Below are 25,423 nucleotides of genomic sequence, written 5' to 3'. Positions count from 1 at the left end.
CATTATGAAAATTGAAAAGTTGCTAGGTAAATTCGGGATGAAGGGGATCAGCTATGGTCCCCGAACAGGCGGTAAAGCCTTACTGAGCCTTGATGAGCAGTTGGCGATAGTGGGCATTACTTGGAAGGAGTCACCCATCGGTTTCCACGTTTTGTTTGTAGAGCTGCTATCAGACAGGGATTCAGCCAGAGAGCTATATCAGCAAACCTGGTTAGAAGCTGCCAAAGCGATGCAAACATGGCGTGGTGTTTACCCCAAACAAGCCATCGAGGCCTTGTGCCTAACCGCAATAGCCGAAGCTACTCAACAGCTCGGCCAGCTATGCCCCGAGTGCAATGGTGCGGGTAGGGTAGTATCGAAGTGTAAACACAGCCGTAAGTGCCCATGCTGTACCGATGGGCGAATCAAGTGGACCAATGAAACCCGTTTTGCCTACTTTGCTAAAACGCTGCCTGTTACGTATTGCCGGTTCAACCGGTATAAATCAGTTCTAGATAGGTTGGTTGATTGGCTTATATGTAATCGCACTGTAGCTGTTTTGGCACTTCAGAAAAGAGTAGGAGAGGAAGAAAAGGAAGGTATAAAAGAAGTCGCTTAGTTACGACACAGCCCCAAGTTGAGGTGGGGCTGCTGTCTTTACGACGCACTAAAAGCTAGTTCATATACTTTGAGTACTTTTCATCTAGCTCAGCTTTGGTTTTCTTATTATTTGACACTGCTTTGTAATCACTCGAGTCTTGCTTATAGTAAGACCTTAAGTTGTTTGAATATGTTTCCTGCTTCATTTCTTTCGCAGTAGCACGTTTTGAGTCTTCACACACCATATCGTTATAACTGTATGAATATCCATAAGATACGTTTTTTTTATCTGTCATTTGTACCTCCGAATATAATTTGGGCTGGATTTTCTTGTCCAGAACCACCTACATAGACTGGGCTACTCGCTTCCGTTTTCACTTTACCAGTTGTTGTCCAATTTGTACATTCCCTAACTCTATAATAGGTTAGAGTTGGATCATTTGCGTAAACATCAAATACAAGACTTAGTGGCACATACCGATCAGTCTTAAGGAATCTACTGAGAGCGCGTTCTGTTGAAATTGTTCTATCAACACTTACTAAAACCAAGTGCACTTCACTGTAGCTTCCAGCTTCGTTTGACAATAGCGCGTTTCTGAGCCCAAGAACTGATTTTTCGTCATGGCCAATTTTTGGAATGACTATATTACACTTGTCTTTTGTGAAAAACTCGTAAAGAGAAGGCTCATCAGAGTCACCTGATTCAGCACCAAATGTAATCAAGGTTGATTCATCATGTACAATACTTGCCCCTTGAGGTAGTGAATACTCTGGAAATTTTCTTTTGGCGTAATCAGAATCAATTATGGCTGCACTATAATAGTCTGCTATTTGACTTGCAATAGTTGATTTACCTGATGCCGGTAAACCTATAATAATGAATGCTTTACCTTCTTTCTTAATTTCAGTTTTTGGTAGTGCCCCTCCTTTACCCAGCTTGATGTCATCGTCATCGTCAAGCCTCTCTAGAAAAGCTAACTCTTTGAAGATATCTTCCCTGAGTTTTTTTCTACTTTCATCGGTGGCGAAAAAAGGGTGTCTATTATTGCGAACAGTCATGGTTGGTTCAGCAGTAGTACTTTGCAGTAACTTTTCTGCTGTGACGATTCTTTGGACATTGTCTCCCACCTGCAGTGAGTTTTTTTGACCAAGGACTCGAGTAAGGAAGTCAAATGCCAATTGATTATTGTACAAAGGTCGAGAGTAGTTTTTCAATTAACCTCCTGTTAACAAGGCTATGTTGTATGTGTGATTAAAATAGATAAATTTGTCATGAAGACTATACTATCTATTTCACTGAAACAATAAAATGCTTAGAATAACAGGAGATTACAAGAGATAAATTGTTGCAAGGAGCTTTACTTGATTCCTCACTTTAATTCGTCAGGTGTTTTGCCGCCATACTTAGCGGATGATCCAACTGAACGTGGTAGTATGTCTCCTTATAGAGTCGGGTTAGATGAGTTTGTAGCCCATTTTGCAACTAGTCCTGAACGAAAGTTACTTTTGCGTGGCTTTATCAACTATAGGCTGAAAATGAAAGGGTTAGGATTTTCAACAGGTTTTCAATGGATTGATGGTAGCTTTGTTGAAGATGTAGAAACAACAAGAAAACGCCCTCCTGCTGATATTGACTTTGTAACTTTTTCTGAATTACCTGCGTCTGTTCAGTCAGAAGACGACTGGAATCAGCTCTTTGATGACAATCAAGACTTGTTTGATACAGATGTATCAAAAACGGAGTTTATGTGTGACGCATATTATGTGAACATTAGGACTAATCCACTTTACCTAATCGAACAAACGCGATACTGGTTCGGTCTATTCTCCCATCAACGTTCAACATCCTTATGGAAGGGTATTCTCGAGATAGACTTAAGCGAAGATGAGTCTAGTGTTCTCAGTCTTATTACTGATGGAGGTGATGAATAATGCCTCGTAAATTAGAATTGGATAGTTTGAAAGTTGATATTACTTCAGTGGAAAAGCTGTTAAATGACGCAGTGAAGTATGGCGACTTTGTAGCGAAAAAGTTGTATCTAAAAAAGCTGGAAAAGCTACAGCAAGAACTTACTAGCTTAGAAACTCAGTATGTAACAAACGCAAGTGTTGCTTTGTTCTTTGATGGCGAGGCCGTTTATGGTTCCAAGGGTATTCTAGCTAGTTTTGCTGGCCATTCACTCGATAACTTTCAAGAACTTGTTAACAAAGTTTTTGCTTACAGAGAAAATGGTGGATTGGGTACAAGGGGAGCTATTGCTAATAAAGCATCTTCTAATTTAATGATTACCGGTGTGGCAAAAGGTTCGTTTGGTTTTATTTTAGATGAGCTGTCTGAGCAGCTAGAAATGACAGAAACGTCTTTAAAAGTAACGCTGGATGAAGTAATTGAATTGATATTAAATACTACATTAGAAGATGAGAGTATTTTTGCAAGCAGTGTTGAGAATATAGACCAAAGAATTTTACAATCACTTAAAAACTTTTTTATTACCTTAGATAAGGGTAAATCTTGCTTGAGAGTTGTGGGAGATAAGAGCGAATATCGTTTGGATAGTAAGTCTATTTCCTTAGCTAGAAGGAGGACAGAAGCTACTTCTATAGATGAAGAAGAAGAAACGAGGGATATTGTTCTTATAGGTCAACTACCAGAGAGCTGTAAGTTTGAAGCATTAGATGGCGGGGCTCTTATTTCAGGAACTACATCAAAAGCAGTAGCAAAAAGGCTTCAAGGTAAAAAGTGGAATTCTACTGTTAGAGTTAAAATGGTGATTAAGACAGTAAGCTCTGTCTATCGGCCAGATAAGACGGTGTATAAAATAACAGAAGTTTATGATTAATTTATGGCCGGGTCATCTTGTTACCGTGGAAAGCCAATAGCATAATATTTCTAGTGGTATTATGACTGAGTGTTGACATTCACCTCTAAATGCCGTTTACTTACCAAATTGCAAAACCTCGCCAACTCGGCGGGGTTTTGTCGTTTTAGCGCTTCATACCTCTAATCCCAACCGCCTTTCTGGCGGTTTTTTTAACCCTGAAATTCGCCTATGAGAGAGAAGATGATCGGATGGTTTGCCTACCTCTGGGCGGGTTTTACCGGCTTGGTGTCTGGCTTATCCATCAATGAAATTGGTGTAGTGGTGTCCATTGCTGCAACCTTGTTCACCGCTGTTATCAACTGGCTCTATCGCCGCCGAATGCTCAAAGCCTTGCAGAACCATCCTGATGTGAGAAAAGCCTATGAACAAATGGAAGACGACTAGCGGCGCGGCAGGTTGTGCGGTGGCTGCGGTGCTGGCTTTTGTCGCTGGTAGTAATCACGACTTAAAAACCAGTGACGATGGCTTGGCGTTTATGGCCGGGCTCGAAGGATGTAAAAGCTCGGCTTACCAGTGCAGCGCCAATGTGTGGACCATCGGCCTTGGCCATACCCAAGGGGTAGAGCAGGGCGACACGGCTGAAGTGCCCGAAATTGCCCAGTGGTTTATTGATGACATTGCTGCGGCAGAGAAGGTGGTGAATCGACAAGTTGAGCTGCCCGAAGGGCCAAAGTTCGACATGGCCGTAAGCTTTGTGATGAACCTTGGTTCGGGAAATTTTCGCAGTTCTACTTACCTGAAGAAACTTAAAGCCGGCGAGCTGGATGCAGCCTGTAACGAGTTTACCCGCTGGGTGTATGTGAACGGCAAAGACTGTCGAGTGGATGCTAGCAATTGCCGGGGCATTGTGACGCGGCGGGAACGAGAGCGGGGGATTTGCCTCAATGGTTATGAGTAAGTTCAAGAGCTTCAGTTTAGCGGTGCTGGTTCTGATTGCATTGGTGCTGTTTGTCGAGAACGGTTTTTTATCGCGAGACTTAAAAGCATCGAAAGCGGATGTGCAGGCCAAAGTGCAAGAAATTGCACAGCTAGTCGCGGTGAATCAATCCATGGAACAGACGGTGGCTTATCTAGAAGCCATGGCAGAGCGAGAACGTATAGCGGCGGAGCAGGCGGATTTAGCCCGTCGAAGTTGGCAGGCTCGCGCATCACAAGCACAACAACAAATTGATAAGGACATTGCCAATGCGAATTGTGCTGATTTGCCTATTCCTGGTGCTGACCGTTGGGTGTACTACAACACAGCCGCCAGTGGTCACCCAATACAAAGTGACACTGATTAAACCGCCTGCGGCGTATTTACTTTCTTGTACTCAACCTTATCGATCACCTCCGTCAACGTGGGGCGAGGCCGTCAGGCGTGATCCTGTCTGGCTGATGTATTTCTCGTTGTGTGCCTCTCGCATCGAGAACCTGCGGCGTTGTTACGACAACCCGCAGACCTGCATTCAAGAGTGACTTTTCTTTTCTATTTTCATCTTCTGCGTTTGTGCCTCGCTGTCTGCTGCGTTAGCTAAGACGGTGCCCTCCTTACATCTGAGCGCGCATTCAGAATCAAAAAGGCACTAGCCACGCGAGTAAGCGCGACATGAGCGGCAACGTCACCGTGGGCGAGACGGGCGTGACACCGGGAGAGACTGGGCTATTACCGAGGAAGCCATGAATAATGAAAAACGATTATGGAATACCAGTGAGCTAGAGCAGTTTGGCTCTCATCGTTCGACGGTACGTAAACGCCTTAAAGCGGCGGGTATAGAGCCGGTGGCCTTTAAGGGAAATGCTCCGCTTTACGATGTGTGCCAGGTGGCGCCGTATTTGTGTAAAGCGCCAGTGAAAGAGTCAGACGCACCGGATTTAATGGGCTTTCCAACCGCCGCTGAGCTGCGGGCGTTTGTTCAGGCAGAGCGAGAGAAGCTGAGCTTATCGAAAGACACTGGTGAGTTGATCCTGCGTGAAGACTACGAGAATGAAATCGCCAAGAGTATCGCTGCAATTAAGAAGTTTGCCGATGGAGCTATCAATCGGATTGAAACCGCGATACCCGATGCAACCGCTGAACAGCTTGAAGATATAGAACGGCTATTGAATTTTGATTTAGAGGCGGTGAACGATGACATTCGATTATAAGTTTGCCGATGCGGCGGCTATACGTCGTAGTTTGGCTTATTTGTGTTTGCCTGCCAATAAAACCCCAATAGAAGCCGCTGATGAGTACCTTTGGGTGTCGGATGGGATGGACACTACCAAGTTCATGAGTTCGATGACGCCGTATATGCGTGAGCCAATGAATGCACTGTCTCGCCGGATTTACGAAGCGGTGATTTTGATGGGGCCTGCGCGTTCGGGCAAGACCAAGGCCTTGGTTGAGGGGTGGATAAATTACGCCGTTACTCAAGCGCCGGGTGACATGCTGCTTATCTACAGTACCAAAACCAAAGCGGTCGATATGAGTAAGATCGATTTAGATCGCTGCTTTACCAAAACCAAGCCCATTCGGGATTTGCGCACTGGCCGCAAGGCGGATGACAACCTCACCAGTAAAGTATTCAAGAACGGCATGATGCTAAAGCTGGATTCTGCGACGGAAACCAGTTTGTCGGCCTCGACATATCGTTATGCAGGTTGTACCGATTACGATCGGGCTGATGATTCGGTGGGGGAAGAAGGCAGTAAGTTTCAGCTCATGCTTAAGCGTGTTCAGAATGCCAAATCTTCCGGTATGGCGATGGCTGAATCTTCCCCTGGGCGTATTGTTCGCCAGCCTAAACAGGAAGGACAGTTGAAAGCGCATGAATGCCAGCCTTGTTCGGGTATCGGTGCTTTGTACAACCAAGGGGATAGGCGGCGGTTGTATTGGCAGTGTCCTGACTGCGAAGCGTGGTTTATGCCTGAGTTTGAGACGCTGAGATGGGATGAACATGAGGATCATCAAGAAGCGGCTAACACCGCATACTGTGAGTGTCCTCGTTGTACGTATCGCATTGAAGAGAAACAAAAACGAACCTTGAACCTTGCTGCTCGTTGGTTTCGGGAAGGTGGCGTTGATCAATACGGTCAGGTTATCGAAGACGAAAGCCAGCATCGGAAATCTAAGTGGGCGACGTTCTGGTTTGAGGGCGTTGCTGCGACATATCAGAATTGGGAAGTGCTGGTTTACCGTTATCTGAGTGCTCAAGAGCAATACGATAACAGCGGCGATGAGGAAGCGTTGAAGAGCTTCTTTAACCTCGATATTGGTCGCCCTTATATTTTGCAATCCCAAAGCCAGGATGTGGGTGCGCATGAGCTGATGGCTCGTGCCGGAGACTATCCGCGTGGCGTGATTCCGGAAGGGGGCCGATTCCTGATTATGAGTATCGATGTGCAGGGTGGTCGTAAGAACCCTCGGTTCGTGGTGCAAGCTCAGGTGTTTGGTGAAGGACTGCAACGTTGGGTGATTGACCGCTTTGAAATCCTGACGACCCCTCATCGCAATGGTGATCGTATTAACCCTGCGGTATACGCCGAAGATTGGGATCTTCTAATTGATCAGGTGATTAAGAAAACCTATCCACTGGCTGATGAGTCTGGCCGGGTGATGAAGCCTTTGCTGACGCTGTGTGATTCCGGTGGCTCTGGTGAAAAGGTGGGTAATAAAACCACTTCGGTCACTGAGCTTAGTTATCAGTTTTACAACCGCCTGAAGCGACAGGGGATGTCTCACTTGTTTCGGTTGGTGAAGGGCGCGAGCCGTGATCCGAAAGACTTGGTGAAAGAGAGCTTTCCCGATAAGCGTTCTAAACATGCTCATGGTGAAATCCCGCTGTTGCTGCTTCATACCAATCGCTTAAAACACCGTGTGTCATCGAGCTATTGTCGGGCTGAGTTTGGTTCTCGGTTCTTCCATTTGCCCGCATGGTGCCAACGTGAGTGGTTTGATGAACTGACCGCTGAGTTTGTTGATGAAAATGGTGACTGGAAGAAGCCGGATAAAGCGGCGAACGAGGCGTTTGACCTGTGCGTGTATGCCGAAGCCGGTATGCATTACAAGGGCGGTGATGAGCTGAACTGGCAGAACCCTCCGGGCTGGGCCGATGAGTGGCAGTTCAATACTAATGTGGTGGATGCCGATCAGCAGCCTAAGTTTGAGCGAAAACCAAGAAGTCGATATAGGCATTCAAGGGGCATTTACGGATGACAATAACTAACCGCCAGCGCTTGCAGTGGTACTTAGATGCCGAGCAGAAGATTTTGATGCAGCAGTCGGTGGAAACTGCTGAAGGGGAAAAGCTGACCTTTGCCAGCCTTGCAACGGTGCGACGAGAGATTGAACGCCTGCAGGCGTTGATTGCTCGCGAGTCGCAAGGTGGCCGCAGAAGTATGATCCGGAGGAATTACCTTGAGTAAATTCAACCTTGCCGATCGTGTGGTGGGTTACTTCAACCCCAAGGCAGGGCTGGAACGGATGCACAACCGAACCTTGATCAACAAGTATCAAGCGGCACTTCCTGCTAACCCTCACACCAAGAAACGTAATCCTCGCTCTACAAGTAAAGCCAATCAGTTAAACAAAGATGCCAAGTCGCTGCGCCAACGGGCTCGGCATATGGATGAAAACACGCCTTTCGTTACTGCGATTCTTGATGAGTTCTGCGCCAATGTGGTGGGGCCAAACGGCATCATGATTGAGCCTCAGCCATTGGATAAAGCTGGCAATGTGCATACGGAGTTTGCCCGTCAGATTAATGAATGGTTTGAGCTGTTTTCCCTTAAGCAAAATATCGATGGTGAACATTCCAGGGCCGAAACCGAATGGTTGGCCTGCCGTACCTGGTTGCGAGATGGGGAAGTGTTTGCGCGGTATTACATGGGCTATCACCCAGAGATTGATTATCCATCTGGGACGCCGTTTGGGGTGCAGCCTTTTGAGCCGGATTATGTGCCGGTGAATATCAGTGAGCCTGAGCGCGGTGTGTATGAAGGGATTCGCCGCAATAAGTTAGGGCAGATTATCTCTGTGTTGATCCAGCGGGATGCGTTGGGCTTTGAGTTCTCGGAGGTTGAAGCACGATTCGTTACTCATTTGAAGTTTACTCGTCGCTTTCATCAGAACCGTGGCGTGACCTTGCTGCATTCGGTGATGGACTTGATTGCGGATGTGGAAGATTACGATCAGTCGGAGCGGATCAGTGCGCAGATTGCTAGCCGATTTGCCTATTTCATCAAGCGTGACAGCAGCACTGAAGTGAGTGATGCCTTTGACCGGGGCGGGGATGTGTTTCTTGGTATGGGAAACAGTTTTGAACTGGCACCTGGTGAAGATGCGGGTGTGGTGGAGAGCAATCGCAGTGAGTCGATGAGTAGTCCGTTCCGTGATGCCCAAATGCGATTAGCGTCGGCAGGTTCTGGCGTGAACTGCTCTAGTGTGACTCGTCATTACTCTGGGACCTACTCTGCACAGCGGCAAGAGCTTATCGATTCCTTTGCTCGTTACCGGATCCTTCAACGCAAGTTCGTTACCTGCTGGACTCGTCCGCAATACCGGCAAGCGTTGGAGATGGCAATTCTCTCTGGTCAGCTAAAAGTGCCAAAGGATGTTGATGCTGAGTCGGTATTGAATGCGATTTATCAGGCGCCGGTGATGCCATGGATAGACCCAGCCAAAGAGATGACTGGGGTCGAGAAAGGTACTCGGTTGGGGTTGCAGTCGCTAAGTCATTACCAGCGAGAACGAAACTTCAACCCGGTATCAGTCAGGCGTGAGATTAAGGCTGAGCGTCAGGCGATGAATGATGATGCGATTGTGAGTGTGGCGGATCCTGCCCATAACATTGCGTCGAAGGTTCAGCATAGCGCCAAGAATCAAACGGGCCAAAACAATAACAGAGAGGCAAAGAATGCCGAAGATGAATAAGTCATGGTTCACCTTGACCAATCAAGGTGAAGAGCAGCCGGTGAAAGTGTGGATCCACGGTGATATCGGTAGCTATGACATTGAGGCTATCGATTTGGTACGTGCGCTGCAGGCCGTGGGTAGCCAAGATGCAGAGTTTCGTATTCAGAGTTATGGCGGCTCGGTGTATGAAGGGTTGGCGATGTACAACGCCATCAAGGCACACAAGGGTAAAACCGTGGGTGTGGTTGATGGCTTGGTGGCGTCTATCTCAAGCTATTTTCTGATGGCCTGCGATGTGGTGAAGATGCCGGAAAACGCCAAGCTGATGATTCACAACCCGTCTATTGGTGCATGGGGCGGTGAAGATGAGCTGGATAGCGCGCTTACCCAGCTGAAGAACGCGAAACAAACCATTGCAGATGCTTATGTGGAGCGCTGCGGCAAGCCGTTGGACGATGTGCTGGCAGCCATGGCCAAGGAGACTTGGTTTACTGCGCAGGAAGCACTGGAGTTTGGCTTGATTGATGAGATTGTGGATCCGGTTGATCTCTCCAACAGCCTCAAGGATATCTCCCTTGATGATTTACAGGCCAAGGCCTTTAAGCATCCTCCGGAAGATTTGCTCAATCAGTTGGAAAGCCCTGTTCCTGAGCCCAAACCGGAACCTTCTACCTCCAAAACAGAACCTCAACCGCTGGCCGCAAGTGCGGCAGGCAGCGAACTATCACAACAGGTAAGTGACGATATGCCAAAACCACTTGATAACGATACGCTGCAAAATGCAGTGAAGAAAGAAAACGCTCGCCAGTCTGCGATTCGTGCGCTGTGTGCTCAGCACAAGGTGAGTGATGAGCTGCGCGATGACATGCTCAATGATATGGACTGCTCTGAAGAGAAGGCCTCGCTGAAGATTCTGCAGAACCTGGGGACGCTGTCTGCGCTAGGGAGTGGAGGGGCTGCACAAGGCAGTGAACCATCTTCTCATGGGCGTGATCCGCAGGGTAACGGTGATCAGGCTTCATCAGGGGCGAACAGCTCAGGGCCAATTAATACTCATATCCATGTCGATAACGGCAATACCACCAAAGATGCGCTGCAGAATGCGCTAAATTCGCGCTGTGGTACCGAAAGTGTCGAGAAAGACAATCCATATCGCATGAAGACGCTGCTGGATATGGCTGAGATTTCGGTGGGCAAAGATGCCAAGTTCTGCAGTAACAAGAACGAACTGGTGGCAAGGGCGTTCAACAGTGGTGATTTCGCCGACATCATCACCGAGGGTGTTCGCACGGTCATGCGTGATGAGGCCAAGGTTCGGGCGCCGTTGTGGCGTGAGCTGGCAAATACCGAGAACCTGCCGAACTTTAAAGAAACGGATTTGGTGCTGATTAATGATGCGCCGGATTTGATGGCGGTATCGGAAGATGGTGAGTACAAAGCGGCAACCATTAAAGGTAGCGGCGAGAAAATCCAGCTGGCGACCTTTGGCCGTGAAATTGCCTTTACCCGTCAGGCGATCATCAATGATGAAATCGCGCTGATTTCTAAGATCCCTCGTAAGTTCATGCAGTCGGCTTATCGCCTGTCTGACAAGCTGATGTTCAATGCGATCCTCTCTGGCCAAATGGGTGACGGGAAGTCTGTTTATATCCCGGGTACGAGCTCTAAGTGGGGCAATCTGAAAACGGGTATTACCAAGGGCGATTACCAAGCCTTGATTATGGCGCTGCATAAGTCGTTCGCGACGGCGACATCATCGGGTGGTGATGCATTGGATCTTCGCGGTGAAGTGCTACTGGCAAACCCTGACCATGCTTCATACCTAGAAGCGGTGCTGAATACGGCGAGTAAGCCAGATACTTTCAACCCTGCCTATAAGAAGTTCCAGAAGGTGATTGAAACAGCTCGAATGGCTGAGGTGAATGGTGCGATTGCATTAACCGGTAAGCACTTTGATTCGGTTGTGATGGCCTTCCTCGATGGCGAGCAAGATCCTTGGCTGGAAACGGGCGACGGCTGGAGTAGTGACGGTGCGAAGTTCCGCATCACTTACGATCTGGCTTCTAAGATGGTTGATCGTCGCGGTATTTCTAAAGCGACGTTCGCTTAGTCACTCCCACATTCATTCGATATTAGGACAGGTAATTACGATGCGTATTGCTGACGGAAATAAGATTGACCTGAAAGCGCCAGCTGGCGGGTTTACCAAGGATGTACCGGTTAAGTATGGCTCTTTGATTGTGGTACCCAATTACTCGGGTCCAGAAGGCCAAGTGGTGAGTTGTACTTACCGTGGTTTGTTTGATGGGCCGATTAAGGCGGGGGATTCGCCTGCTTTCGAATCGGAACCTGCGTATTACCACAATGGTGAATTTACGAAAGCAGCACCGACGGCTGACGGTTCGGTGAAAGTGCCCGTGGGTGTCTTCACTGATGGCTGTGTGTTGCTGACTGGCGTGCTGGTTTAGCGATGGCTAGTCAGTTTGATGAGGGGGCTAGCCAGTTTGAAGGAGCCCGAGAGTTAATTCGGGCTTCGCTTCAACGCTGCTTTGGCCGTCCCATTGTGGTGATGTTACCCGATGGCAGTCAGCGAACGGTTCAGGGATATATCAAGTCCACTGAGCTGAATGGCAATAAAGTAAAACGGCTTCTAACTGATGCCGAGTTACCGCCATTAGCTTCGCTGATGGATGAGGGTAAGCGCTATGTGCTGGCTCATTCTAATGCCCTTGATATGGGGCGTGATGGGGATAGCCAGATCACTCGTGAATACTTGATGAGCTTGGAATCGGCAGGGGCTAAACATGGCTGGTCTGAATTCACAGATGATGCTTGATACGCGTGTGCTGGAGAAGTTTTCTCAGTTGCCTGTGGAGTTGGCCAAGGCGGCACGACGGGCGGTGGTGAAAACTAATCGTTGGCTACGTGCGGTTTCGATGGCTGACCTGGGTTATGAGCTATCCATCGATAGTAAGGCAATGAAAACACGCTATCGGGTGTATCAGCGTGGCCAAACATCGAAGCTGTGGGTTGGTGTACGGGAAGTGGGCGTTCATCGGTTGGGAAAGCCTGTTCAAGGCCGTGACGGTGTCACTGTTGGGCGGCATTTCTACAAGGGGGCGTTTATCTCTCCGATGGATAGTGATCAGCTGTTGGTGTTTCGGCGCCAGAGCCGATCCAGAAAGTCTATCAAGCTGGTGACGATGGATATCTCGGAGCAGTCCGAAGAGATTATTGAGTCTTATCTTCCCGAGTTAAACCGCAAGTTCGAGGAGCACTTTCACCATGAGTTCAAATTCGTTCTTTCGAGCGCCAAGTGAGTGGGTGAGGTTGGTGGTTGGTACGCTGGAGCAGCGGCTAGGCATCAAAATTGGTACTGCTTATCGACGTGAGGCCAAAGAGCCAGCTCATACGCTGATCACTTATCAGGTTGGTGAGAGTGAGCCTGTGAATCATTCTGGTAATGATGGCCGTAAGCTGCATGAGATTGAGTTGCGTTTTTTGGTAGAAGTGCCGACCGCTGTCAGGGATTTCGACTTGGAAGCGCTGGATGCGTCAACTCGGCTTGAGCGGGAGCTACTGAATGAGCGGTTTGGTTGCTTTAACGATGTGGATGATACTCGGCTGATATCGAATATTCCCCGTAAGTTCGACCCTGATAATGGGGTGTTCTTAAGAGTGGTCACCATTAAGCAGCGTATTTACATGGGGCCGGTTGGCGAAGAGTGGCTTCAGATTGTGGGGAATAGTCATCATGATGTTGGAGTTGATGAAACGCCTCAGGTCGCTTGAGGAAGAGGTTCTGGCCCTGCGTGAAGAGCTGGAAGAAAACCGCAGGGCGGCAGCGAATATTATTCGCCTTGGTGTGGTATCGAAGGCGGATAAGACAACCGTCGCTGTGACTTCTGGTTTGAATAAGGCTACGCGGATCCCTTTCTTTGTTCATTGCGCTGGGCGGGTGAGTCATTATCGCCGCCCGAGTGTGGGTGAGCAGTGCTTGCTGATTAATCTTGGCAGCGGTGACAACCTAAATAATGCAGTCGCGTTAATGGGGCTTCCTTCCACTCAGTACCCATGCCCAACCACTGAAGCCCATGAAGTGATGACCGATTACGGTGATGGGATGACGGAGCTCTACAACCTCGATAGCGGTAAGCTGACTGCGCATTATCCTGGTGGCGTTGAGTGGCATGCGCCGACCTTTAAGAACCACGGTGAGATTGTTGATCATACGCGATCCATGCAGGCCGACCGTGAAATATACAACGGCCACAAACATTCATCCCCTGAAACGGGTGCTGATACTTCTACTCCGGCACAACAACAATGATTGGAATCGATCCTCAAACTGGTCGCACGGTAAATGGTGCGGCTGCATTGCAATGCCGTTTTGAACGGGTATTGACCACGTCTATGACTTCCCGCGTTAAGCGCAGAGCTGTTGGCAATCGAGCTATTGAGAGGCTGGGTAGAATTCAGTCTCCAACCGAAGCGATGATCTTACAGAACCTGACTCTTGAAGCTTTGGCTAATCCGGCGAATGGACTGACGGCTTTCAATGCTAAGTCGTGCCGCGCTGAATCTGGAAAGAATGGCTTCATTGTACGGGTGAGTGGTGACTGGAACGGGAAGCCGCTTGAGCTAAAAGGGCGTGTATGACGAGTTCATCTAATTTATCTAATTCGAATCTGCCTAGAGCATTTCAGGTTCCTGACTTTGAATCGCTACTAGAGGAGTACATTGGCTTTGCTGTTGATTACTGTGCTGAGCGTGATCCTGATAAGGAGATAGAGCTTCAATCGGCATTTGATAATGATGCTGAGTTGCTGGCACAGGTAACACAGGCGTTTGTGCTAAAGCGTATTGCTGAAATTCGTGAGCATAACCACCAAGCTTTGCAGATGTTCCGCAAGTTCGTCACTGAGTCGGACATGGTGGATTTGCTGGCGCTGCAGTATGGCTTGAAACGGCAGGTGATGGAGCCGGGTGATGATTCGGTATTTCCGCCTAAGCCGCCGGTGATGGAGTCAAATGACAGCTTGTTGCAGCGTTTTGATTTGGCGCCTTATCAGTTTCATACCACAGGTACTCACATGGGGTATAAGTTCCATGCGTTGACGTTGGATGAGCGACCGGTGATCAAGATTGAGTCTGAACCTGATGCTGTGGTGATGCGGTATGAGTTTCAGAATCTCACTCGGCCTATGCCGGTTAAAGATGCCCGGCCAAAAATGATTGAGCCTAATTCGGGTAAGGTCTGTGTGGCAGTGCTTAGCCGTGAAAGCCCTGACGGCAGAGCGAGTCCTGAGTTATTGGCGCGGACACTGAATTACCTAAGGCGGGATGATATTGCGCAGGAGTCGGATGAAATCTCGACCAAGAGTGCAACGCCAAAGCCTTATCGGATTGTGGCGACCTTATATACCGGTGCGCAGCCGGGTAACCATGTTCAGCAAGAGGAAGCAGTGAAAGCAGCTGAATCGCTTGCGGATAGGCTTCATCGGTTAGAAGCCATTGTGGATCGTGAAGAGGTGGCGCATATCTTTTATGAGTTAGGTGCTAAGCGAGCCAAGGTGCATGAACCATCGCAAGATGTGGTTTGTGATTGGGATGAGGCGCCTTATTGCACGGAGGTAGTGATTGATGTCCGGGCAGAGTAAACCTTTCGTCTCCGTTCAACCGGAGAACCGCACTGTTATTGAGGAATCGCTGGAGTTCGCCTGGCATCAGGCAATCAACCTTCTGGTGGATCCTTTTCCTGAGCTTAAACAACCCTTGTATAGCCCCGATGAGTTTGTCGCTTTGCTAGCGGCAGAACGCGGGGTAATGGACTGGCGTCCTGAAGATACATTGGACCAACAGCGCAAGACGGCGGACAAGGCCTTTGAGATACACCGTAAAGCGGGGACTCGCCATGGGCTCTCGGTAGCAATGGATGCGCTTGATTGTGATATCGAGGTGAGCCCTTGGTATCAAATGGATAAGCCTCCGGGGCCGTATCATATAGAAGTTATTGCTTGGAAGCGTAGCCATCCTGCCAATAAGCGAAGTGTCGAACGGATGCTTTCCCGTATTGAACATACTAAGTCGGAACGGGACACGGTTGAGCTGATTGTGGCTCATGGTAATGAGTCAGGCTTTCGTTTTTCTGGTATCGCTCAGGAAGGTGTGACCAATCATGATGACTTGGTGAATGGTGTACTGCCGCCATCACCGGTTTGTCTCGGTTCTGTGTGTTGGGGCGGTGCAACACGGATGGTGGTTATAAGTGAAATGAATCCCGGAGCAACAGCATGAGTACACCTGTTGTACAGTACACAAAAGCGGGTTTGGCAGAGCTGATCAGCGCGAGAAATCAGGGCATAAAAGGGGCAATTAAGTGGATTGCCGCCGGTGACCGTAGTTATAACCCCAGTGTTGACCAGACCCGCCTCTATAACGAAAAGCAGCGCGAATTGATTACGGATTGGGAAGAGTTAAGTCCAACTCAGCTCCGTATGGGCGCGGTATTTAAAGGCAGTCTGGAATATGAGGTGAGGGAAGTCGGGTTCTTCTTAGAGTCCGGTACGTTGCTGGCTGTTTATTCGGTACCAAACACGCTGCTCACCTATAAATCAGCGAATGCCAGTTGGCTGCAGAAGTTTACTCTCGATATTTCTCCGTTGCCTACTGACAGCGTTAACGTGGTGCTCGGCGCCGAGAATATAAACCTCTTCCTGGCTGAAGAACTCGCTATCATGGGCACAGCACAGATTGGCAATATGGCCCGACATGTGGAGTTGCTGCTTCGGGTGAATGAACTTGAAAAGCAAGGCTAGTGGGCTGGCATTAATTCGATAATTGGAAATCAGGCATATGAGTATTGAGCAACAGATCGGGGCGTTGGTTGAAGCGTCGAATGATTTGACTAAGGTGGTGAATGGGAAGATTGGTAAAATTGATCAGCGCATGGACAAAGCTGAAAAAGATACACAAGCAACAATAGATAAGTTGAATTCAGGGCACCTTGATTCGTTAATTATCGTAAAAAACTCGGCTGGAATTGGCCTATTGGAGCCTAAAGATACTTATAGACGAGTTGTTACTCAGTATACGGGTGATAGTGATGCGGGAACGGATCATTTTGTAGACCTATTTAGTTTTAAAACTCAATATGCGGGTCATTATATAAAGGTTTTCTTGAGTTCATATCAAAGAGGTCGTCAACTGGGCGTATCAGGTGAACTGTCAATTCGGGCAAACTCTAACCCTTTCACTAGCCCACCTATAGATGAAATGTTAATTTCATTCTCTGCTGGGGATGATATTTCTAGTTATATTCAGGTGCTTAACTCTAGTGGTGAAGTTATAGAACCAAATGAACATGGAATTTACTCATTTATAGATATGGAAGTAATGACAATTCAAGTTCTGGTGAAGCAGTATTGGCAAGTTTCAGCGGTTGTTGATATCCAAGCGATGGCAAAGTGACTATGAATACATACAAATTTTTTGTTGATGATTCAGGAAATGTTTTTCTTCCAACATCAGTATCCATTCCTAAGGGTGTTACCTCGTATTTCGTCGATTCATTACCTGATATAGATACCCATCTATACATAAATGGTCAATTTATTCGAAAAGCTGATGCAGAGCGAATAGAAGCTGATATGGTGGAGGCTTCTAGAGCCGAACAGCTTAGGATTATTTTATCTAAACGTTATAAAGCGTATTTAAGTGAGTCAGATCCGCTATACATGGAATGGCAGTACGATCAAACATCAGAAAAAGAGCAAGCTTGGCGAGATAAAGTCGCTGAGATAAAAGCCCGTTACCCATTACCGACAGAATGACAAACCTAACGCCGCATCAGCGGTTTTTTTGTACCTAAATTCCAACCTTATTGATCTCCTGCAGGAACAACTATGGCAACCCAAAAGCAACTTGGGGTGCAGGATTACCCGATCCTGAAACCTTTCCGTCTTAATGGCCGGTGGTATTTCCCATCCGATAAAACCATTTCCCTAAAGCCTGCGCAGACGCCTTTTTTGCTGAAGAACGGCAAGATTGGTCTGGCTGAGCAGGCTACACAAGTTAAACAAGAGGTGAGCAAATAATGGCAACCCTTGCACCAATTCAAGATTTTGAGATCAACGGTGTTGAAGTTAATACCATTGAGCCGTTACCAAGTATGGGGCCGCTTGCGTTGCAGGTGGTTCATTTGGTCGGTACTGCGCCGGATAAACGCGGGACGATTGCTTACAATGAACCGACACGTCTCTGGAATTACTCAGACGCCATGATGGCGCTAGATAGTAAAGGTGATCGCCAAGGGACTCTGCCTAATGTGATTCGCTATCTGCTGGAGTACGTGAAGTGCATCCTTTATGTGACGGTTGTACAAGAGCATGCCGATGATGCAACAACTGAATCCAATGTGATTGGCGGTGTCGATTCCGCTACGGGCGCAATCAAAGGCCTCGAGACCGTAAAAGGCTGTCCTGAGACACCAACAATTATTGCTGCGCCTGGTTTCAGTTCTAAACCTATTGGGCAGAAGCTAGCTCTGATGGGGCGTGATGTTCGCTGCCGTTCGGTGCTGGATGGGCCTAATACAAACGATATGGCTGCAGCAGAGTTTGCGGCTGAATTTGGCGCAGAAGGTACCGGTGAGGATAAAGTTAGTATTATCGATCCTTGGTTTCTTAAGACTTATGACGGCGCCCAGCTATTGATGCCGGCATCGATTGCGCTGGTGGCAGCAATGGCCTCTGTGGATGGTTGGGTTAGCCCGCAAAACCGTTCGGTGCTTTGTGATGAAACTGCCCGTAATGTGTCTTACAAGATCAACGATAAAACTACTCAGGCTAACTTCCTTAATAAGCACGGTGTTGTGACTATTGCTCGTACCCGCATGGGTGGGTATTCGATCATTGGCAACCGAACCAATACCGGGCGCTTTATCTCACATGTTGGCCTTGAAGATTTAATGGCGCGAAAGCTGGAAGAAACCAGCCAGCCGTTAATGGGTAAACAGCTCACTGAAGAGTTTATGCAGCAGGTGATTGATCGCCTGACCAACTGGGGACAAGACCTGGTTGCTCAAGGCGTGATTCCTGTATTCAAAGCCTTCTTGCACCCAAGTAAGAACAATCTTGAGAACTACAGCTCTGGCCGTTGGTTCTTGTGTGTTAACTATGGCCGTTACTCACCGAATGAACACATGGTGTATGAGATGAGTGTCGATAATGGCTTGATTACAGCTTGGCTTGAGGAGGTCGTAAATGGCTGATCGTATCCGTATGCGGATTAAGGCGCAGGTTGAGTCTGTTCCTTTGATGAATGAGATCGTTGATTTCACACCGCCAGAAATCAAAGCCAAGCTAGCTAACAACGAAGGCTCGTTTGTTGTCTCGGAAGATACGGTTGGGCTTGAGAAGCTAAGTTGGTCGCTCAAGGTACGCGGTGAGCATGGTGCGCTTTCTAAAGCGCTGGGTAAGTTCACCATGGGTAACGCTCAGGTAAATGTGACCGAGAAAGGCAAAAGCACGGAAGGTGTGGCGTATGTTGAAGAGTATTCAATGTACGGGCCAATCACTGTGATCAAGAAAGATCCTGTGAAAATGGGTGAGAAGCCGACCGTTACTATTGAAGGTACCTGTAAGGCGTATACCCAACGTGATACCGGCACTGTTGTTCATGACATCAATGTAAACACCGGGAAAACCATTGTCGGTGGTGCCGATTTGATGGGTGAGGCGGGTATCAGCCTGTAGTTGTTTTTCGTTTAGTTGATGAGCGCCTTAGGGCGCTTTTTTTGTATCGGAATTTCCATGAAAAAGACCACTAAGTTGCCTTTCTACAACCGAAACGGTAACCATCAAATTGAAATCAAGCCTATTTCTCTGGGGGCGTTCCGACTGCTTCCTTATGTCAATCTTGGGGTAGATAAAGATCTGAGTCCTTCTGAGTTGTTCCGACAACTTAAAGCGATGATCTTGGCCTGTACCGATATTTCCAATGAGGAATTTGAAGAGCTGTCAGCGCCTGATTTCACTCAGCTACATGAAGATATTCGAGATTTTATCTTGAAGCCATCCGATGAGATTCAAGAGAAGCAATTGACTGGTTCTGATTTTGAGTTTGATTTGCTGTTCCCATTCACGAATGAGCTTGGCGAGAACATTTCACATATCAAGTTTGTTGTGCCTAAGGTCAAACACTCGGAAGCGCTTGCGGAAATCACAGATGATACCGAGCGAGAGAACTTCATGTTTCGTGTTGTTTGTAACCTCGATACACCGGATATGGATGCGATGGCGCTGAATGACTACCTGGCTATCAAGCCTCAGGTCGGCGCTTTTTTTCAACTGTCGGGGGATTACTTTCGCCCGACGATGTAGAAGCGCTCATTGATTTAATCCCTATGCATCGTAATACCTCTGAGAGTGAACTGCGAGAGTGGCCACAAGATCAGGCGATGCGGCGCTACGAATTGATTCTTTCTAAGCTCGGGGTGAAACGATGAGCGAAAAGATCAGCTTTGTCCTTGATGCTACCGTAAAGGGCACCAAGGATATTATTTCGACTACTACGGCTACAGAGCGCCTGACAGCAGCGTTGGAAGAGCAGCGTGGTGAGGTGAAGTCTCTTAATACTCAGCTCCGTGAAGTTAAAGGGTTTGAGTCTGCCAGTAGTCGAGCGGCAAAACTGGCCAAGCAAGTTACTAACGCCAAGGCATCTATGAATGCGCTTGGTATTGAGATGGAAGAGAATAAGCAGAAGACATCTCATTTACGTGGTGAGTACGGCATTACCCAGGCTGAAATCCGAAGCCTAAACCAGCAAATGAAAAAAGCCTCTGGTGAAGGGGCTCAACAACTCAAGCTGAAGCTTAATGAAGCCAATAAGCGACTTCAGTCGTTAAATTCGCAGATTCACCATGGCAAGGTTCGAACGACTGAATTAGGTGCGGCTTATAAAAAGGCGTCAGGTAGGGTGGATTCTCTAACTGATCGCCAGACGAAACAACAGAACCGCTTGCAGAGCTTGGGTGATGCCCTGAAGAAAGCCGGTATTAGTACCGATAGGCTCGGTGATGAGCAAAAGCGTTTGCAGTCCCAAACTGAGAAATCAACAGCGGCTCTTGAGAAGCAGAATCGTCGGCTCAAGGAAATGCAGACTATCCAAGGTCGCATTGATGCCAGAAAAGCAAAACTTGGTGAGATAGGCAGTCAGGCAACGAGTTTAGCGATGGCCGCGGCGCCGTTAGCAGGCACTATGTGGTCTGCGATGAAGAACGAAAGCTCATTTGCTGATGTCAGCAAAGTTGTGGACATGACACCGGAGCAGTCTGCTCAGCTGCGTTCTTGGGCGCTGAAAACATCCACAGATACGCCGATGAGTGCCAATGATATTAATGCGATGCTTGCGGCTGGTGGTCAGAGTGGGATTCAAGACATTAGTGAGCTGAAAAGCTTTGTACTCGATTCCGCAAAGATGGGTGTGGCTTTTGACATGGAAGCCGGGCAAGCCGGTGAAACCTTGGCAGTGTTTAAGGCTGCTATGGGGCTTGATCAGCAAGGGGCTTTAGGCCTAGCTGGACTTGCCAACCACCTTTCCAATAACTCCAACTCAAAAGCGAAAGACATTGCTGGCGTTATGGCTCGGCAGGGAGCAACCGCAAAAACGGCGGGCTTTTCTGTTAATGAATCTGCTGCTTTGGCTTCAGCCATGCTTTCAACCGGTATGGGGGAAGAGCGTGCGTCTACCGCCCTTAAGAATATTTCTGGCCGTCTGACTTTAGGTGACGCAGCCAGTGGAACACAGAAAAAAGCAATGACTGCATTGGGCTTGGATGCTGGTGATATTGCCAGTTCTATGCAGCAAGACGCTTCGGGTACGTTGTTGGAAGTGCTCGAAGCGATTAAAGATGCACCTATTGAAGAGCAGAGCGCATTGATCAGTCAGATCTTTGGTGAAGAGGCCAAAGGTGCTGTGGCGGCGCTTGCGGGGAATACCCAGAATTTCACTAAAGCCTTGAAGCTTGCCAAGCAAGGGCAAGATGTTCATATCGAATCCCTTCAAAAAGAATACGAGACTCGAGTCAGTACGTCTGAAAATGGCGTGGATATGTTCGTCAATAAAGTGAGCCGTTTGAGTGTTGTTATTGGCACCGCTTTGTTACCGGCATTGAACTGGGTGCTTGAACCTCTGGGTAAGGGCGTGGATATACTGGCTGACTTTGCTGAGGCTAACCAGGGCGTTGCTGCTGCCGTAGGAATTGGTATTGCTGCATTCATTGGCCTTAAAGGTGTAATGCTTGCTGGGAAAGCTGCCTCACTTATTTTTGGTAATACGCTGGATAAGTCCCGACTGTTTCGCAAAGGACTTAACCGGGAAACCAAGGAAGGTGGCCGGATTGCTGCGATGGCGGCTAAACAGTGGCGAAATCTGAATGCTGCGGTGGCTTCGAGTCGTGGCCCTAGGAATGGCAGGGCTGGTGGATTGACTGGTGGAGGTCGGAAACGAGCACGTCCATCATCTTCTAGACAACGGGGACGCGGCCTAGCTGGGTTAGCTCGTTCGGTATTGGATAACCGGTTTGTTCAACCGAAAGGGGCAGCTTTGGCGATGGCCGGTTCTGGTATTGCGATGATGCCAATGAATGCTATGGCTGCAGATGCTATTGAGATTGGTGGTGATGTGGCTGATACCTTGGGTAAAGCTGGGCTTGCTCGTGTATTAAAGCCACTCGGTCTGACTATGAATGCTGTCTCTGCAGTTGAAGGTATTGCCAACGGCAATATGGAGCAGAGTGGTGAGGCCTTGGGTGATATTGGTGGTTCATTAGGTGGTGGCGCACTAGGCGCAGCACTTGGGACTATGATATTGCCCGGGATTGGTACCGCAATAGGAGGCTTAATTGGCTCTATTGGTGGCGGTATGGGCGGCGAGATGTTGGGTGGTTGGTTTGGCCGAAAGCTCGACTCGCCAGAGCAAGTTGCCGCAAAGGTTGATGCTGTTCAGCAGAAAGAAGCTCAGGCTAGACAACAACCTCAAGTGACATTTTCCCCTCAAATTCAAATCACAGGTGCTCAAGGTCAAGATGAGCAAGTCATTGCGAAAGAAGTTACTCGCCAGATGGATCAGCAATTTGCTTACCTGATGGGTGAGAACACGCTTTCGACTCAGTTAGGTTATGCCGCTATCGATCGGGATAGTTAGGTGCTCGAGATTGTTAAGGGTTCACTATGCATCATTTAGTTATTGGTGAGTTTGTTTTTGCTGTGGGCAATAAAACGCCTATCAGTAAGTTCGAACGTACTTCCCCTGGCGCGTTCTCTGAAGTGGGTTTGATAGATGACGCTCGGTCGGAAAGGACTGGGCGTCCACTTGAAACCATCGATATTAGCGGGAAATGGCTGCAGTACGGTGCTCATGAGTCAGTTGAGGCGATCCGGAACTTGATTGATGAACCTCAACAAGTGAGTGACGGGCAGGGACGAAATTTAGGTCGCTGGACGATTCAGCAACTCAAAGAAGGGAAATCATCGTTGGTACATGATGGCCGAGCGATGGTGACGGACATTACTCTGCAGTTGAAGGAGTATCGCGGGTGAAGGTCAATGCAAAGGCCGGAGAGCTGATCACTGACTTGTTGTATCGGTATTCCGGGCAAGATAACGATCAGCTTGAGCAGGCGTTTTATCAGTTGAATCCGCACGTTCGGAATGAGGTTTTTCAGCAGAATACCGTTGTGGTTCTACCTGATGTGAAATCAGCTCCAAAACTCAAAACAGTCACTAAGTCATGGGATTGAAGATGATTAATTTGATAGGAAAAAACGCCGACTTGATGTTGAGTCGGCTCAAGTCTTGGCGCTTAAAGGATGGAAATGGCACTGAGGGTGACAGTCTGACTCTGGCTATCAACTCGGATGACATCGATGGAATGCCACCAAAGGGTGAGCGGTACTCGGTCATGCTGGGTGATGTCCCTCGTGATGAGTTTCAGATCTCCAAACGGTCTATCAGCCTGCATCCAAGAGAGATCACCTTGGTTCTAACAGTGGCGCCTTTTGCAATTACTGATGAAACGGGATATCGAGAGAGGAAGTCAGCGAGCTGGGACAATACAACCTTGGGCCAGGTAGTCTCGGACTGTGTTACCCCGCATGGGTTCTCTGTTTTTGTGCATTCGAGATTACAAAAAATTGTAATCGAGCATTTGGACCGATGTGAGGAGAGTACACCGGCTTTCCTAAACAGACTGGCAAAACAGTATGATGCAGTTGCAAAGCCATCAGAAGGACAGTTTGTGTTTGTTCCCATTGGGGAGCAACGTAGCGCGTCAGGAAAGGCTATTCAGTCCATTACCCTGTCACTTTCTCAGGAGAATGATCCTCGCTTGCCAGAGTTCATCAATGTGTCAGCCGATCTGGATGGTCGTAATGATTTTAGTGGTGCTCGTGCCTATTACCTTTCTACAGCCGACGGTAGCCGGAAGGAAGTTAGGCTTGGGAGTTCACCGTTCAAGCGGATTGGTAAAGACAAGAACAGTAAGGCTGAAGCCGAGCAGGCCTGTGCCACTGAGCTTAGGAAGCTGCAACGGCAGGGAAGGAAAATCACCATAGATGCGCCAGTCAATCCAACGGCTTTTGCAGAGGGCATTGTGATTATGGATGAGTCATTTCCCCGTGCATTTCAGGGGAAGTGTTCTATTGACCAGGTGAGCTTCTCCGGCCAAGGACTACAACCGACACGTATGGTTATTCAGGCGACTTTAACAGGTGAGTGATGTTATCAAGCAATATTCGACTTAATCAGCAAGCTTTATTCTCTTCAACCATCTCCCTCAAGATTTCAGACGCTCAAATTAAAAAACACCTCCGCGATCCTCGGGTTCGTCAGCTCAAAGATGAGCGTTGCTCTCTTTATCTGAAATTCAATAAAGCGCGCACGGGTGGCACCTGGGTGTTGATGGAGTACAAGAACGGTAGTCAGTTTGGCCATCGCATCGGCAAATATCCAGCGACTCAGGCGAGGCATGTTATGGAGTTGGTGAGTATAGCGTCCCAACGAATTGCAGCCGGAGAAAAAGCTGAATGCAGCGGGTTTGAAACAGTTGATCAGCTAATTAATTGGTATGTTGAGCGGGAATTTAAATTACATCGTTCAACAACTCAGAGATTGCAGAACCTTAAGAGCATGGCGGAACAGCATGTGAGCTGTATGTTTGAGGGATGGCCTGTCATGAAATTGTGTCATCAAACAGTAGACAAGCAGCTTATCCAGCCCATGTTTCAACAGGGTTATTCTCTGAGCTATGTGCGAGCCAACTTTAACTTGATGAAGACGGCATACTCGGCAGCAAAGAAGGTAAAGAAGATCACAGTAAACCCGATGTCAGATGTCCGGTTCAAAGACTTCTTTGGTGAGACCTTTTCTATATCTGCTGCACAGGTTCGAGGTTGCCGTTTCAATACTGATCAACTTCCGGAAGCATTGATGGCCATCGAAAAGGCAGATCCAGATAAGCGGTTGCTGCTTACTTTAATCATTGCCCACGGTACCCGGATAGGGGAAACACGAAAAGCCAAGTGGGAACATATCGACTTGATTCAGAAGCGCTGGACCATTCCTGCAGAAGACACCAAGAACGGTAAGCCAGTTGTCTATCCTCTAACTGATGGCATGGTTGAACTATTGCGTTCATACCAAGAGTGGCAAGCTGTGCAAGGATATCAAACTGGGATGTTGTTCCCCTTGTCCAAACGAAGCCGAAAGCCGATCCACAGTACCACGGCGAGCACATGGGTGAGGGATATCTCGAAAAGAAAGTGGTCGGCCCATGACCTAAGGAAGCGGGCAAGGACAATCTGGCTTGAATTGGGTATCGACTATATTGTTTGTGAGGCATTACTGAATCACGCTCGCGACAAGCTTGACCAGGCATATATTCACACTCATATGGAATTGCAGAAGAAAGATGCCCTCAAAACGTACCATCAATGGCTAAATTCTTGCTGGCACAACTGGCTATTACCTATTTCAATTCCAGAGACAACCCTTCACTAAGCCTTATCACGACTGGATCCTTTCATGAT

Annotated in this window: 34 protein-coding genes; 32 read left to right on the top strand and 2 right to left on the bottom strand. The window is 48.1% G+C overall.

Going from position 1 to position 25,423, the window contains the following annotated elements:
- The first annotated feature begins 4 nt into the window (after positions 1 to 4).
- Positions 5 to 598 (top strand): hypothetical protein, encoded by a 594-nt coding sequence (locus ACVA58_RS03640; protein WP_446509091.1) that lies wholly within the window; start codon positions 5 to 7, stop codon positions 596 to 598.
- Positions 599 to 653: 55 nt separating this feature from the next.
- On the opposite strand, the gene ACVA58_RS03635 is transcribed toward ACVA58_RS03640, so the two are convergent.
- Complete coding sequence (locus ACVA58_RS03635) at positions 654 to 875, bottom strand: hypothetical protein (protein WP_446509090.1); 222 nt, start codon at positions 873 to 875, stop codon at positions 654 to 656.
- Positions 865 to 1,794, bottom strand: coding sequence for a hypothetical protein (locus ACVA58_RS03630; RefSeq protein WP_446509089.1), 930 nt, complete (start codon positions 1,792 to 1,794; stop codon positions 865 to 867). The genes ACVA58_RS03635 and ACVA58_RS03630 overlap by 11 nt, the downstream gene beginning before the upstream one ends.
- 147 nt (positions 1,795 to 1,941) lie before the next feature.
- Between ACVA58_RS03630 and ACVA58_RS03625 the strand changes: the two genes are divergently transcribed.
- The 31 genes from ACVA58_RS03625 to ACVA58_RS03475 all read left to right on the top strand — a co-directional run bounded on the left by ACVA58_RS03625 (position 1,942) and on the right by ACVA58_RS03475 (position 25,394).
- Positions 1,942 to 2,511: a DUF6932 family protein gene (locus ACVA58_RS03625; RefSeq protein WP_446509088.1), complete on the top strand. Its 570-nt coding sequence runs from the start codon at positions 1,942 to 1,944 to the stop codon at positions 2,509 to 2,511.
- Positions 2,511 to 3,419 carry a hypothetical protein gene (locus ACVA58_RS03620; RefSeq protein ID WP_446509087.1) on the top strand — a complete coding sequence of 303 codons (909 nt, stop codon included), beginning with the start codon at positions 2,511 to 2,513 and terminating at the stop codon, positions 3,417 to 3,419. The genes ACVA58_RS03625 and ACVA58_RS03620 overlap by 1 nt, the downstream gene beginning before the upstream one ends.
- Before the next feature lie 222 nt (positions 3,420 to 3,641).
- The gene (locus tag ACVA58_RS03615; protein WP_158262707.1) at positions 3,642 to 3,845 is read left to right on the top strand and encodes an HP1 family phage holin; all 204 of its coding nucleotides are present in this window, start codon (positions 3,642 to 3,644) and stop codon (positions 3,843 to 3,845) included.
- A complete protein-coding gene (locus ACVA58_RS03610; protein ID WP_446509086.1) occupies positions 3,823 to 4,359 on the top strand; it encodes a lysozyme in 537 nt (178 codons plus the stop codon). Before ACVA58_RS03615 ends, ACVA58_RS03610 begins: the two co-directional genes overlap by 23 nt.
- Positions 4,352 to 4,744, top strand: a complete 393-nt coding sequence (locus ACVA58_RS03605; protein WP_446509085.1) for a hypothetical protein — start codon at positions 4,352 to 4,354, stop codon at positions 4,742 to 4,744. The genes ACVA58_RS03610 and ACVA58_RS03605 overlap by 8 nt, the downstream gene beginning before the upstream one ends.
- Entirely contained in the window at positions 4,647 to 4,919 is a 273-nt protein-coding gene (gene lysC / locus ACVA58_RS03600) for an Rz1-like lysis system protein LysC (protein ID WP_446509084.1), read from the top strand. The genes ACVA58_RS03605 and lysC overlap by 98 nt, the downstream gene beginning before the upstream one ends.
- Before the next feature lie 201 nt (positions 4,920 to 5,120).
- Entirely contained in the window at positions 5,121 to 5,588 is a 468-nt protein-coding gene (locus ACVA58_RS03595) for a DUF1441 family protein (RefSeq protein ID WP_446509083.1), read from the top strand.
- The gene (locus ACVA58_RS03590; RefSeq protein ID WP_446509082.1) at positions 5,572 to 7,638 is read left to right on the top strand and encodes a terminase gpA endonuclease subunit; all 2,067 of its coding nucleotides are present in this window, start codon (positions 5,572 to 5,574) and stop codon (positions 7,636 to 7,638) included. The genes ACVA58_RS03595 and ACVA58_RS03590 overlap by 17 nt, the downstream gene beginning before the upstream one ends.
- Positions 7,635 to 7,847 carry a hypothetical protein gene (locus ACVA58_RS03585; RefSeq protein WP_036817360.1) on the top strand — a complete coding sequence of 71 codons (213 nt, stop codon included), beginning with the start codon at positions 7,635 to 7,637 and terminating at the stop codon, positions 7,845 to 7,847. The genes ACVA58_RS03590 and ACVA58_RS03585 overlap by 4 nt, the downstream gene beginning before the upstream one ends.
- On the top strand, positions 7,840 to 9,354 hold the full coding sequence (locus tag ACVA58_RS03580; protein ID WP_446509081.1) for a phage portal protein: 1,515 nt from the start codon (positions 7,840 to 7,842) through the stop codon (positions 9,352 to 9,354). The genes ACVA58_RS03585 and ACVA58_RS03580 overlap by 8 nt, the downstream gene beginning before the upstream one ends.
- Positions 9,347 to 11,446, top strand: a complete 2,100-nt coding sequence (locus ACVA58_RS03575; RefSeq protein WP_446509080.1) for a ClpP-like prohead protease/major capsid protein fusion protein — start codon at positions 9,347 to 9,349, stop codon at positions 11,444 to 11,446. The genes ACVA58_RS03580 and ACVA58_RS03575 overlap by 8 nt, the downstream gene beginning before the upstream one ends.
- A gap of 40 nt (positions 11,447 to 11,486) precedes the next feature.
- A complete protein-coding gene (locus ACVA58_RS03570; RefSeq protein ID WP_446509079.1) occupies positions 11,487 to 11,804 on the top strand; it encodes a hypothetical protein in 318 nt (105 codons plus the stop codon).
- Positions 11,805 to 11,806: 2 nt separating this feature from the next.
- Positions 11,807 to 12,172, top strand: a complete 366-nt coding sequence (locus ACVA58_RS03565; protein WP_446509078.1) for a hypothetical protein — start codon at positions 11,807 to 11,809, stop codon at positions 12,170 to 12,172.
- Complete coding sequence (locus ACVA58_RS03560; RefSeq protein WP_446509077.1) at positions 12,141 to 12,656, top strand: phage tail protein; 516 nt, start codon at positions 12,141 to 12,143, stop codon at positions 12,654 to 12,656. Before ACVA58_RS03565 ends, ACVA58_RS03560 begins: the two co-directional genes overlap by 32 nt.
- Positions 12,622 to 13,128 (top strand): hypothetical protein, encoded by a 507-nt coding sequence (locus ACVA58_RS03555; protein ID WP_446509076.1) that lies wholly within the window; start codon positions 12,622 to 12,624, stop codon positions 13,126 to 13,128. The genes ACVA58_RS03560 and ACVA58_RS03555 overlap by 35 nt, the downstream gene beginning before the upstream one ends.
- Positions 13,106 to 13,666 (top strand): phage baseplate assembly protein V, encoded by a 561-nt coding sequence (locus ACVA58_RS03550; protein WP_446509075.1) that lies wholly within the window; start codon positions 13,106 to 13,108, stop codon positions 13,664 to 13,666. Before ACVA58_RS03555 ends, ACVA58_RS03550 begins: the two co-directional genes overlap by 23 nt.
- Positions 13,663 to 13,995: a phage baseplate protein gene (locus ACVA58_RS03545; RefSeq protein ID WP_446509074.1), complete on the top strand. Its 333-nt coding sequence runs from the start codon at positions 13,663 to 13,665 to the stop codon at positions 13,993 to 13,995. The genes ACVA58_RS03550 and ACVA58_RS03545 overlap by 4 nt, the downstream gene beginning before the upstream one ends.
- Entirely contained in the window at positions 13,992 to 14,996 is a 1,005-nt protein-coding gene (locus ACVA58_RS03540) for a baseplate J/gp47 family protein (protein ID WP_446509073.1), read from the top strand. Before ACVA58_RS03545 ends, ACVA58_RS03540 begins: the two co-directional genes overlap by 4 nt.
- Entirely contained in the window at positions 14,980 to 15,633 is a 654-nt protein-coding gene (locus tag ACVA58_RS03535; RefSeq protein WP_446509072.1) for a phage tail protein I, read from the top strand. The genes ACVA58_RS03540 and ACVA58_RS03535 overlap by 17 nt, the downstream gene beginning before the upstream one ends.
- A complete protein-coding gene (locus ACVA58_RS03530) occupies positions 15,630 to 16,154 on the top strand; it encodes a phage tail-collar fiber domain-containing protein (protein WP_446509071.1) in 525 nt (174 codons plus the stop codon). The genes ACVA58_RS03535 and ACVA58_RS03530 overlap by 4 nt, the downstream gene beginning before the upstream one ends.
- Positions 16,155 to 16,191: 37 nt before the next feature.
- Positions 16,192 to 16,806: a hypothetical protein gene (locus ACVA58_RS03525; RefSeq protein WP_446509070.1), complete on the top strand. Its 615-nt coding sequence runs from the start codon at positions 16,192 to 16,194 to the stop codon at positions 16,804 to 16,806.
- 2 nt (positions 16,807 to 16,808) lie between these two features.
- Positions 16,809 to 17,168, top strand: a complete 360-nt coding sequence (locus tag ACVA58_RS03520; RefSeq protein ID WP_446509069.1) for a hypothetical protein — start codon at positions 16,809 to 16,811, stop codon at positions 17,166 to 17,168.
- A 72-nt stretch (positions 17,169 to 17,240) separates the two neighbouring features.
- Positions 17,241 to 17,432 (top strand): hypothetical protein, encoded by a 192-nt coding sequence (locus ACVA58_RS03515; RefSeq protein WP_446509068.1) that lies wholly within the window; start codon positions 17,241 to 17,243, stop codon positions 17,430 to 17,432.
- Positions 17,432 to 18,607, top strand: a complete 1,176-nt coding sequence (locus ACVA58_RS03510) for a phage tail protein (protein WP_446509067.1) — start codon at positions 17,432 to 17,434, stop codon at positions 18,605 to 18,607. The genes ACVA58_RS03515 and ACVA58_RS03510 overlap by 1 nt, the downstream gene beginning before the upstream one ends.
- A complete protein-coding gene (locus tag ACVA58_RS03505) occupies positions 18,600 to 19,091 on the top strand; it encodes a phage major tail tube protein (protein WP_446509066.1) in 492 nt (163 codons plus the stop codon). The genes ACVA58_RS03510 and ACVA58_RS03505 overlap by 8 nt, the downstream gene beginning before the upstream one ends.
- A gap of 57 nt (positions 19,092 to 19,148) precedes the next feature.
- A complete protein-coding gene (locus tag ACVA58_RS03500) occupies positions 19,149 to 19,718 on the top strand; it encodes a phage tail assembly protein (protein WP_446509065.1) in 570 nt (189 codons plus the stop codon).
- A 121-nt stretch (positions 19,719 to 19,839) separates the two neighbouring features.
- Positions 19,840 to 22,542 carry a phage tail tape measure protein gene (locus tag ACVA58_RS03495; protein ID WP_446509064.1) on the top strand — a complete coding sequence of 901 codons (2,703 nt, stop codon included), beginning with the start codon at positions 19,840 to 19,842 and terminating at the stop codon, positions 22,540 to 22,542.
- Between the two features lie 26 nt (positions 22,543 to 22,568).
- The gene (locus tag ACVA58_RS03490; RefSeq protein WP_446509063.1) at positions 22,569 to 22,937 is read left to right on the top strand and encodes a phage tail protein; all 369 of its coding nucleotides are present in this window, start codon (positions 22,569 to 22,571) and stop codon (positions 22,935 to 22,937) included.
- Positions 22,934 to 23,137, top strand: coding sequence for a tail protein X (locus ACVA58_RS03485; protein WP_446509062.1), 204 nt, complete (start codon positions 22,934 to 22,936; stop codon positions 23,135 to 23,137). The genes ACVA58_RS03490 and ACVA58_RS03485 overlap by 4 nt, the downstream gene beginning before the upstream one ends.
- Before the next feature lie 2 nt (positions 23,138 to 23,139).
- Positions 23,140 to 24,114 (top strand): hypothetical protein, encoded by a 975-nt coding sequence (locus ACVA58_RS03480; RefSeq protein ID WP_446509061.1) that lies wholly within the window; start codon positions 23,140 to 23,142, stop codon positions 24,112 to 24,114.
- Complete coding sequence (locus tag ACVA58_RS03475; protein WP_446509060.1) at positions 24,114 to 25,394, top strand: tyrosine-type recombinase/integrase; 1,281 nt, start codon at positions 24,114 to 24,116, stop codon at positions 25,392 to 25,394. Before ACVA58_RS03480 ends, ACVA58_RS03475 begins: the two co-directional genes overlap by 1 nt.
- The last annotated feature ends 29 nt before the right edge of the window (positions 25,395 to 25,423 follow it).

The sequence above is a fragment of the Photobacterium sp. DNB22_13_2 genome (assembly GCF_052873915.1).
The sequence above is the reverse complement of the archived record's forward strand: the minus strand, read 5'-3'. Positions and strand labels throughout refer to the sequence as shown.

Excerpts from the sequence above, each read along its gene's own strand:
- ACVA58_RS03595 (WP_446509083.1), top strand. The coding sequence starts at position 5,121 with ATGAATAATGAAAAACGATTATGGAATACCAGTGAGCTAGAGCAGTTT.
- ACVA58_RS03635 (WP_446509090.1), bottom strand. The coding sequence starts at position 875 with ATGACAGATAAAAAAAACGTATCTTATGGATATTCATACAGTTATAAC.
- ACVA58_RS03490 (WP_446509063.1), top strand. The coding sequence starts at position 22,569 with ATGCATCATTTAGTTATTGGTGAGTTTGTTTTTGCTGTGGGCAATAAA.
- ACVA58_RS03575 (WP_446509080.1), top strand. The coding sequence starts at position 9,347 with ATGAATAAGTCATGGTTCACCTTGACCAATCAAGGTGAAGAGCAGCCG.
- ACVA58_RS03590 (WP_446509082.1), top strand. The coding sequence starts at position 5,572 with ATGACATTCGATTATAAGTTTGCCGATGCGGCGGCTATACGTCGTAGT.
- ACVA58_RS03510 (WP_446509067.1), top strand. The coding sequence starts at position 17,432 with ATGGCAACCCTTGCACCAATTCAAGATTTTGAGATCAACGGTGTTGAA.
- ACVA58_RS03565 (WP_446509078.1), top strand. The coding sequence starts at position 11,807 with ATGGCTAGTCAGTTTGATGAGGGGGCTAGCCAGTTTGAAGGAGCCCGA.
- ACVA58_RS03560 (WP_446509077.1), top strand. The coding sequence starts at position 12,141 with ATGGCTGGTCTGAATTCACAGATGATGCTTGATACGCGTGTGCTGGAG.
- ACVA58_RS03535 (WP_446509072.1), top strand. The coding sequence starts at position 14,980 with ATGTCCGGGCAGAGTAAACCTTTCGTCTCCGTTCAACCGGAGAACCGC.
- ACVA58_RS03555 (WP_446509076.1), top strand. The coding sequence starts at position 12,622 with ATGAGTTCAAATTCGTTCTTTCGAGCGCCAAGTGAGTGGGTGAGGTTG.
- ACVA58_RS03515 (WP_446509068.1), top strand. The coding sequence starts at position 17,241 with ATGGCAACCCAAAAGCAACTTGGGGTGCAGGATTACCCGATCCTGAAA.
- ACVA58_RS03520 (WP_446509069.1), top strand. The coding sequence starts at position 16,809 with ATGAATACATACAAATTTTTTGTTGATGATTCAGGAAATGTTTTTCTT.
- ACVA58_RS03525 (WP_446509070.1), top strand. The coding sequence starts at position 16,192 with ATGAGTATTGAGCAACAGATCGGGGCGTTGGTTGAAGCGTCGAATGAT.
- ACVA58_RS03620 (WP_446509087.1), top strand. The coding sequence starts at position 2,511 with ATGCCTCGTAAATTAGAATTGGATAGTTTGAAAGTTGATATTACTTCA.
- ACVA58_RS03505 (WP_446509066.1), top strand. The coding sequence starts at position 18,600 with ATGGCTGATCGTATCCGTATGCGGATTAAGGCGCAGGTTGAGTCTGTT.
- ACVA58_RS03540 (WP_446509073.1), top strand. The coding sequence starts at position 13,992 with ATGACGAGTTCATCTAATTTATCTAATTCGAATCTGCCTAGAGCATTT.
- ACVA58_RS03550 (WP_446509075.1), top strand. The coding sequence starts at position 13,106 with ATGAAACGCCTCAGGTCGCTTGAGGAAGAGGTTCTGGCCCTGCGTGAA.
- ACVA58_RS03610 (WP_446509086.1), top strand. The coding sequence starts at position 3,823 with ATGAACAAATGGAAGACGACTAGCGGCGCGGCAGGTTGTGCGGTGGCT.
- ACVA58_RS03640 (WP_446509091.1), top strand. The coding sequence starts at position 5 with ATGAAAATTGAAAAGTTGCTAGGTAAATTCGGGATGAAGGGGATCAGC.
- ACVA58_RS03500 (WP_446509065.1), top strand. The coding sequence starts at position 19,149 with ATGAAAAAGACCACTAAGTTGCCTTTCTACAACCGAAACGGTAACCAT.
- ACVA58_RS03585 (WP_036817360.1), top strand. The coding sequence starts at position 7,635 with ATGACAATAACTAACCGCCAGCGCTTGCAGTGGTACTTAGATGCCGAG.
- ACVA58_RS03615 (WP_158262707.1), top strand. The coding sequence starts at position 3,642 with ATGATCGGATGGTTTGCCTACCTCTGGGCGGGTTTTACCGGCTTGGTG.
- ACVA58_RS03475 (WP_446509060.1), top strand. The coding sequence starts at position 24,114 with ATGTTATCAAGCAATATTCGACTTAATCAGCAAGCTTTATTCTCTTCA.
- ACVA58_RS03495 (WP_446509064.1), top strand. The coding sequence starts at position 19,840 with ATGAGCGAAAAGATCAGCTTTGTCCTTGATGCTACCGTAAAGGGCACC.
- ACVA58_RS03545 (WP_446509074.1), top strand. The coding sequence starts at position 13,663 with ATGATTGGAATCGATCCTCAAACTGGTCGCACGGTAAATGGTGCGGCT.
- ACVA58_RS03605 (WP_446509085.1), top strand. The coding sequence starts at position 4,352 with ATGAGTAAGTTCAAGAGCTTCAGTTTAGCGGTGCTGGTTCTGATTGCA.
- ACVA58_RS03530 (WP_446509071.1), top strand. The coding sequence starts at position 15,630 with ATGAGTACACCTGTTGTACAGTACACAAAAGCGGGTTTGGCAGAGCTG.
- ACVA58_RS03570 (WP_446509079.1), top strand. The coding sequence starts at position 11,487 with ATGCGTATTGCTGACGGAAATAAGATTGACCTGAAAGCGCCAGCTGGC.
- lysC (WP_446509084.1), top strand. The coding sequence starts at position 4,647 with ATGCGAATTGTGCTGATTTGCCTATTCCTGGTGCTGACCGTTGGGTGT.
- ACVA58_RS03480 (WP_446509061.1), top strand. The coding sequence starts at position 23,140 with ATGATTAATTTGATAGGAAAAAACGCCGACTTGATGTTGAGTCGGCTC.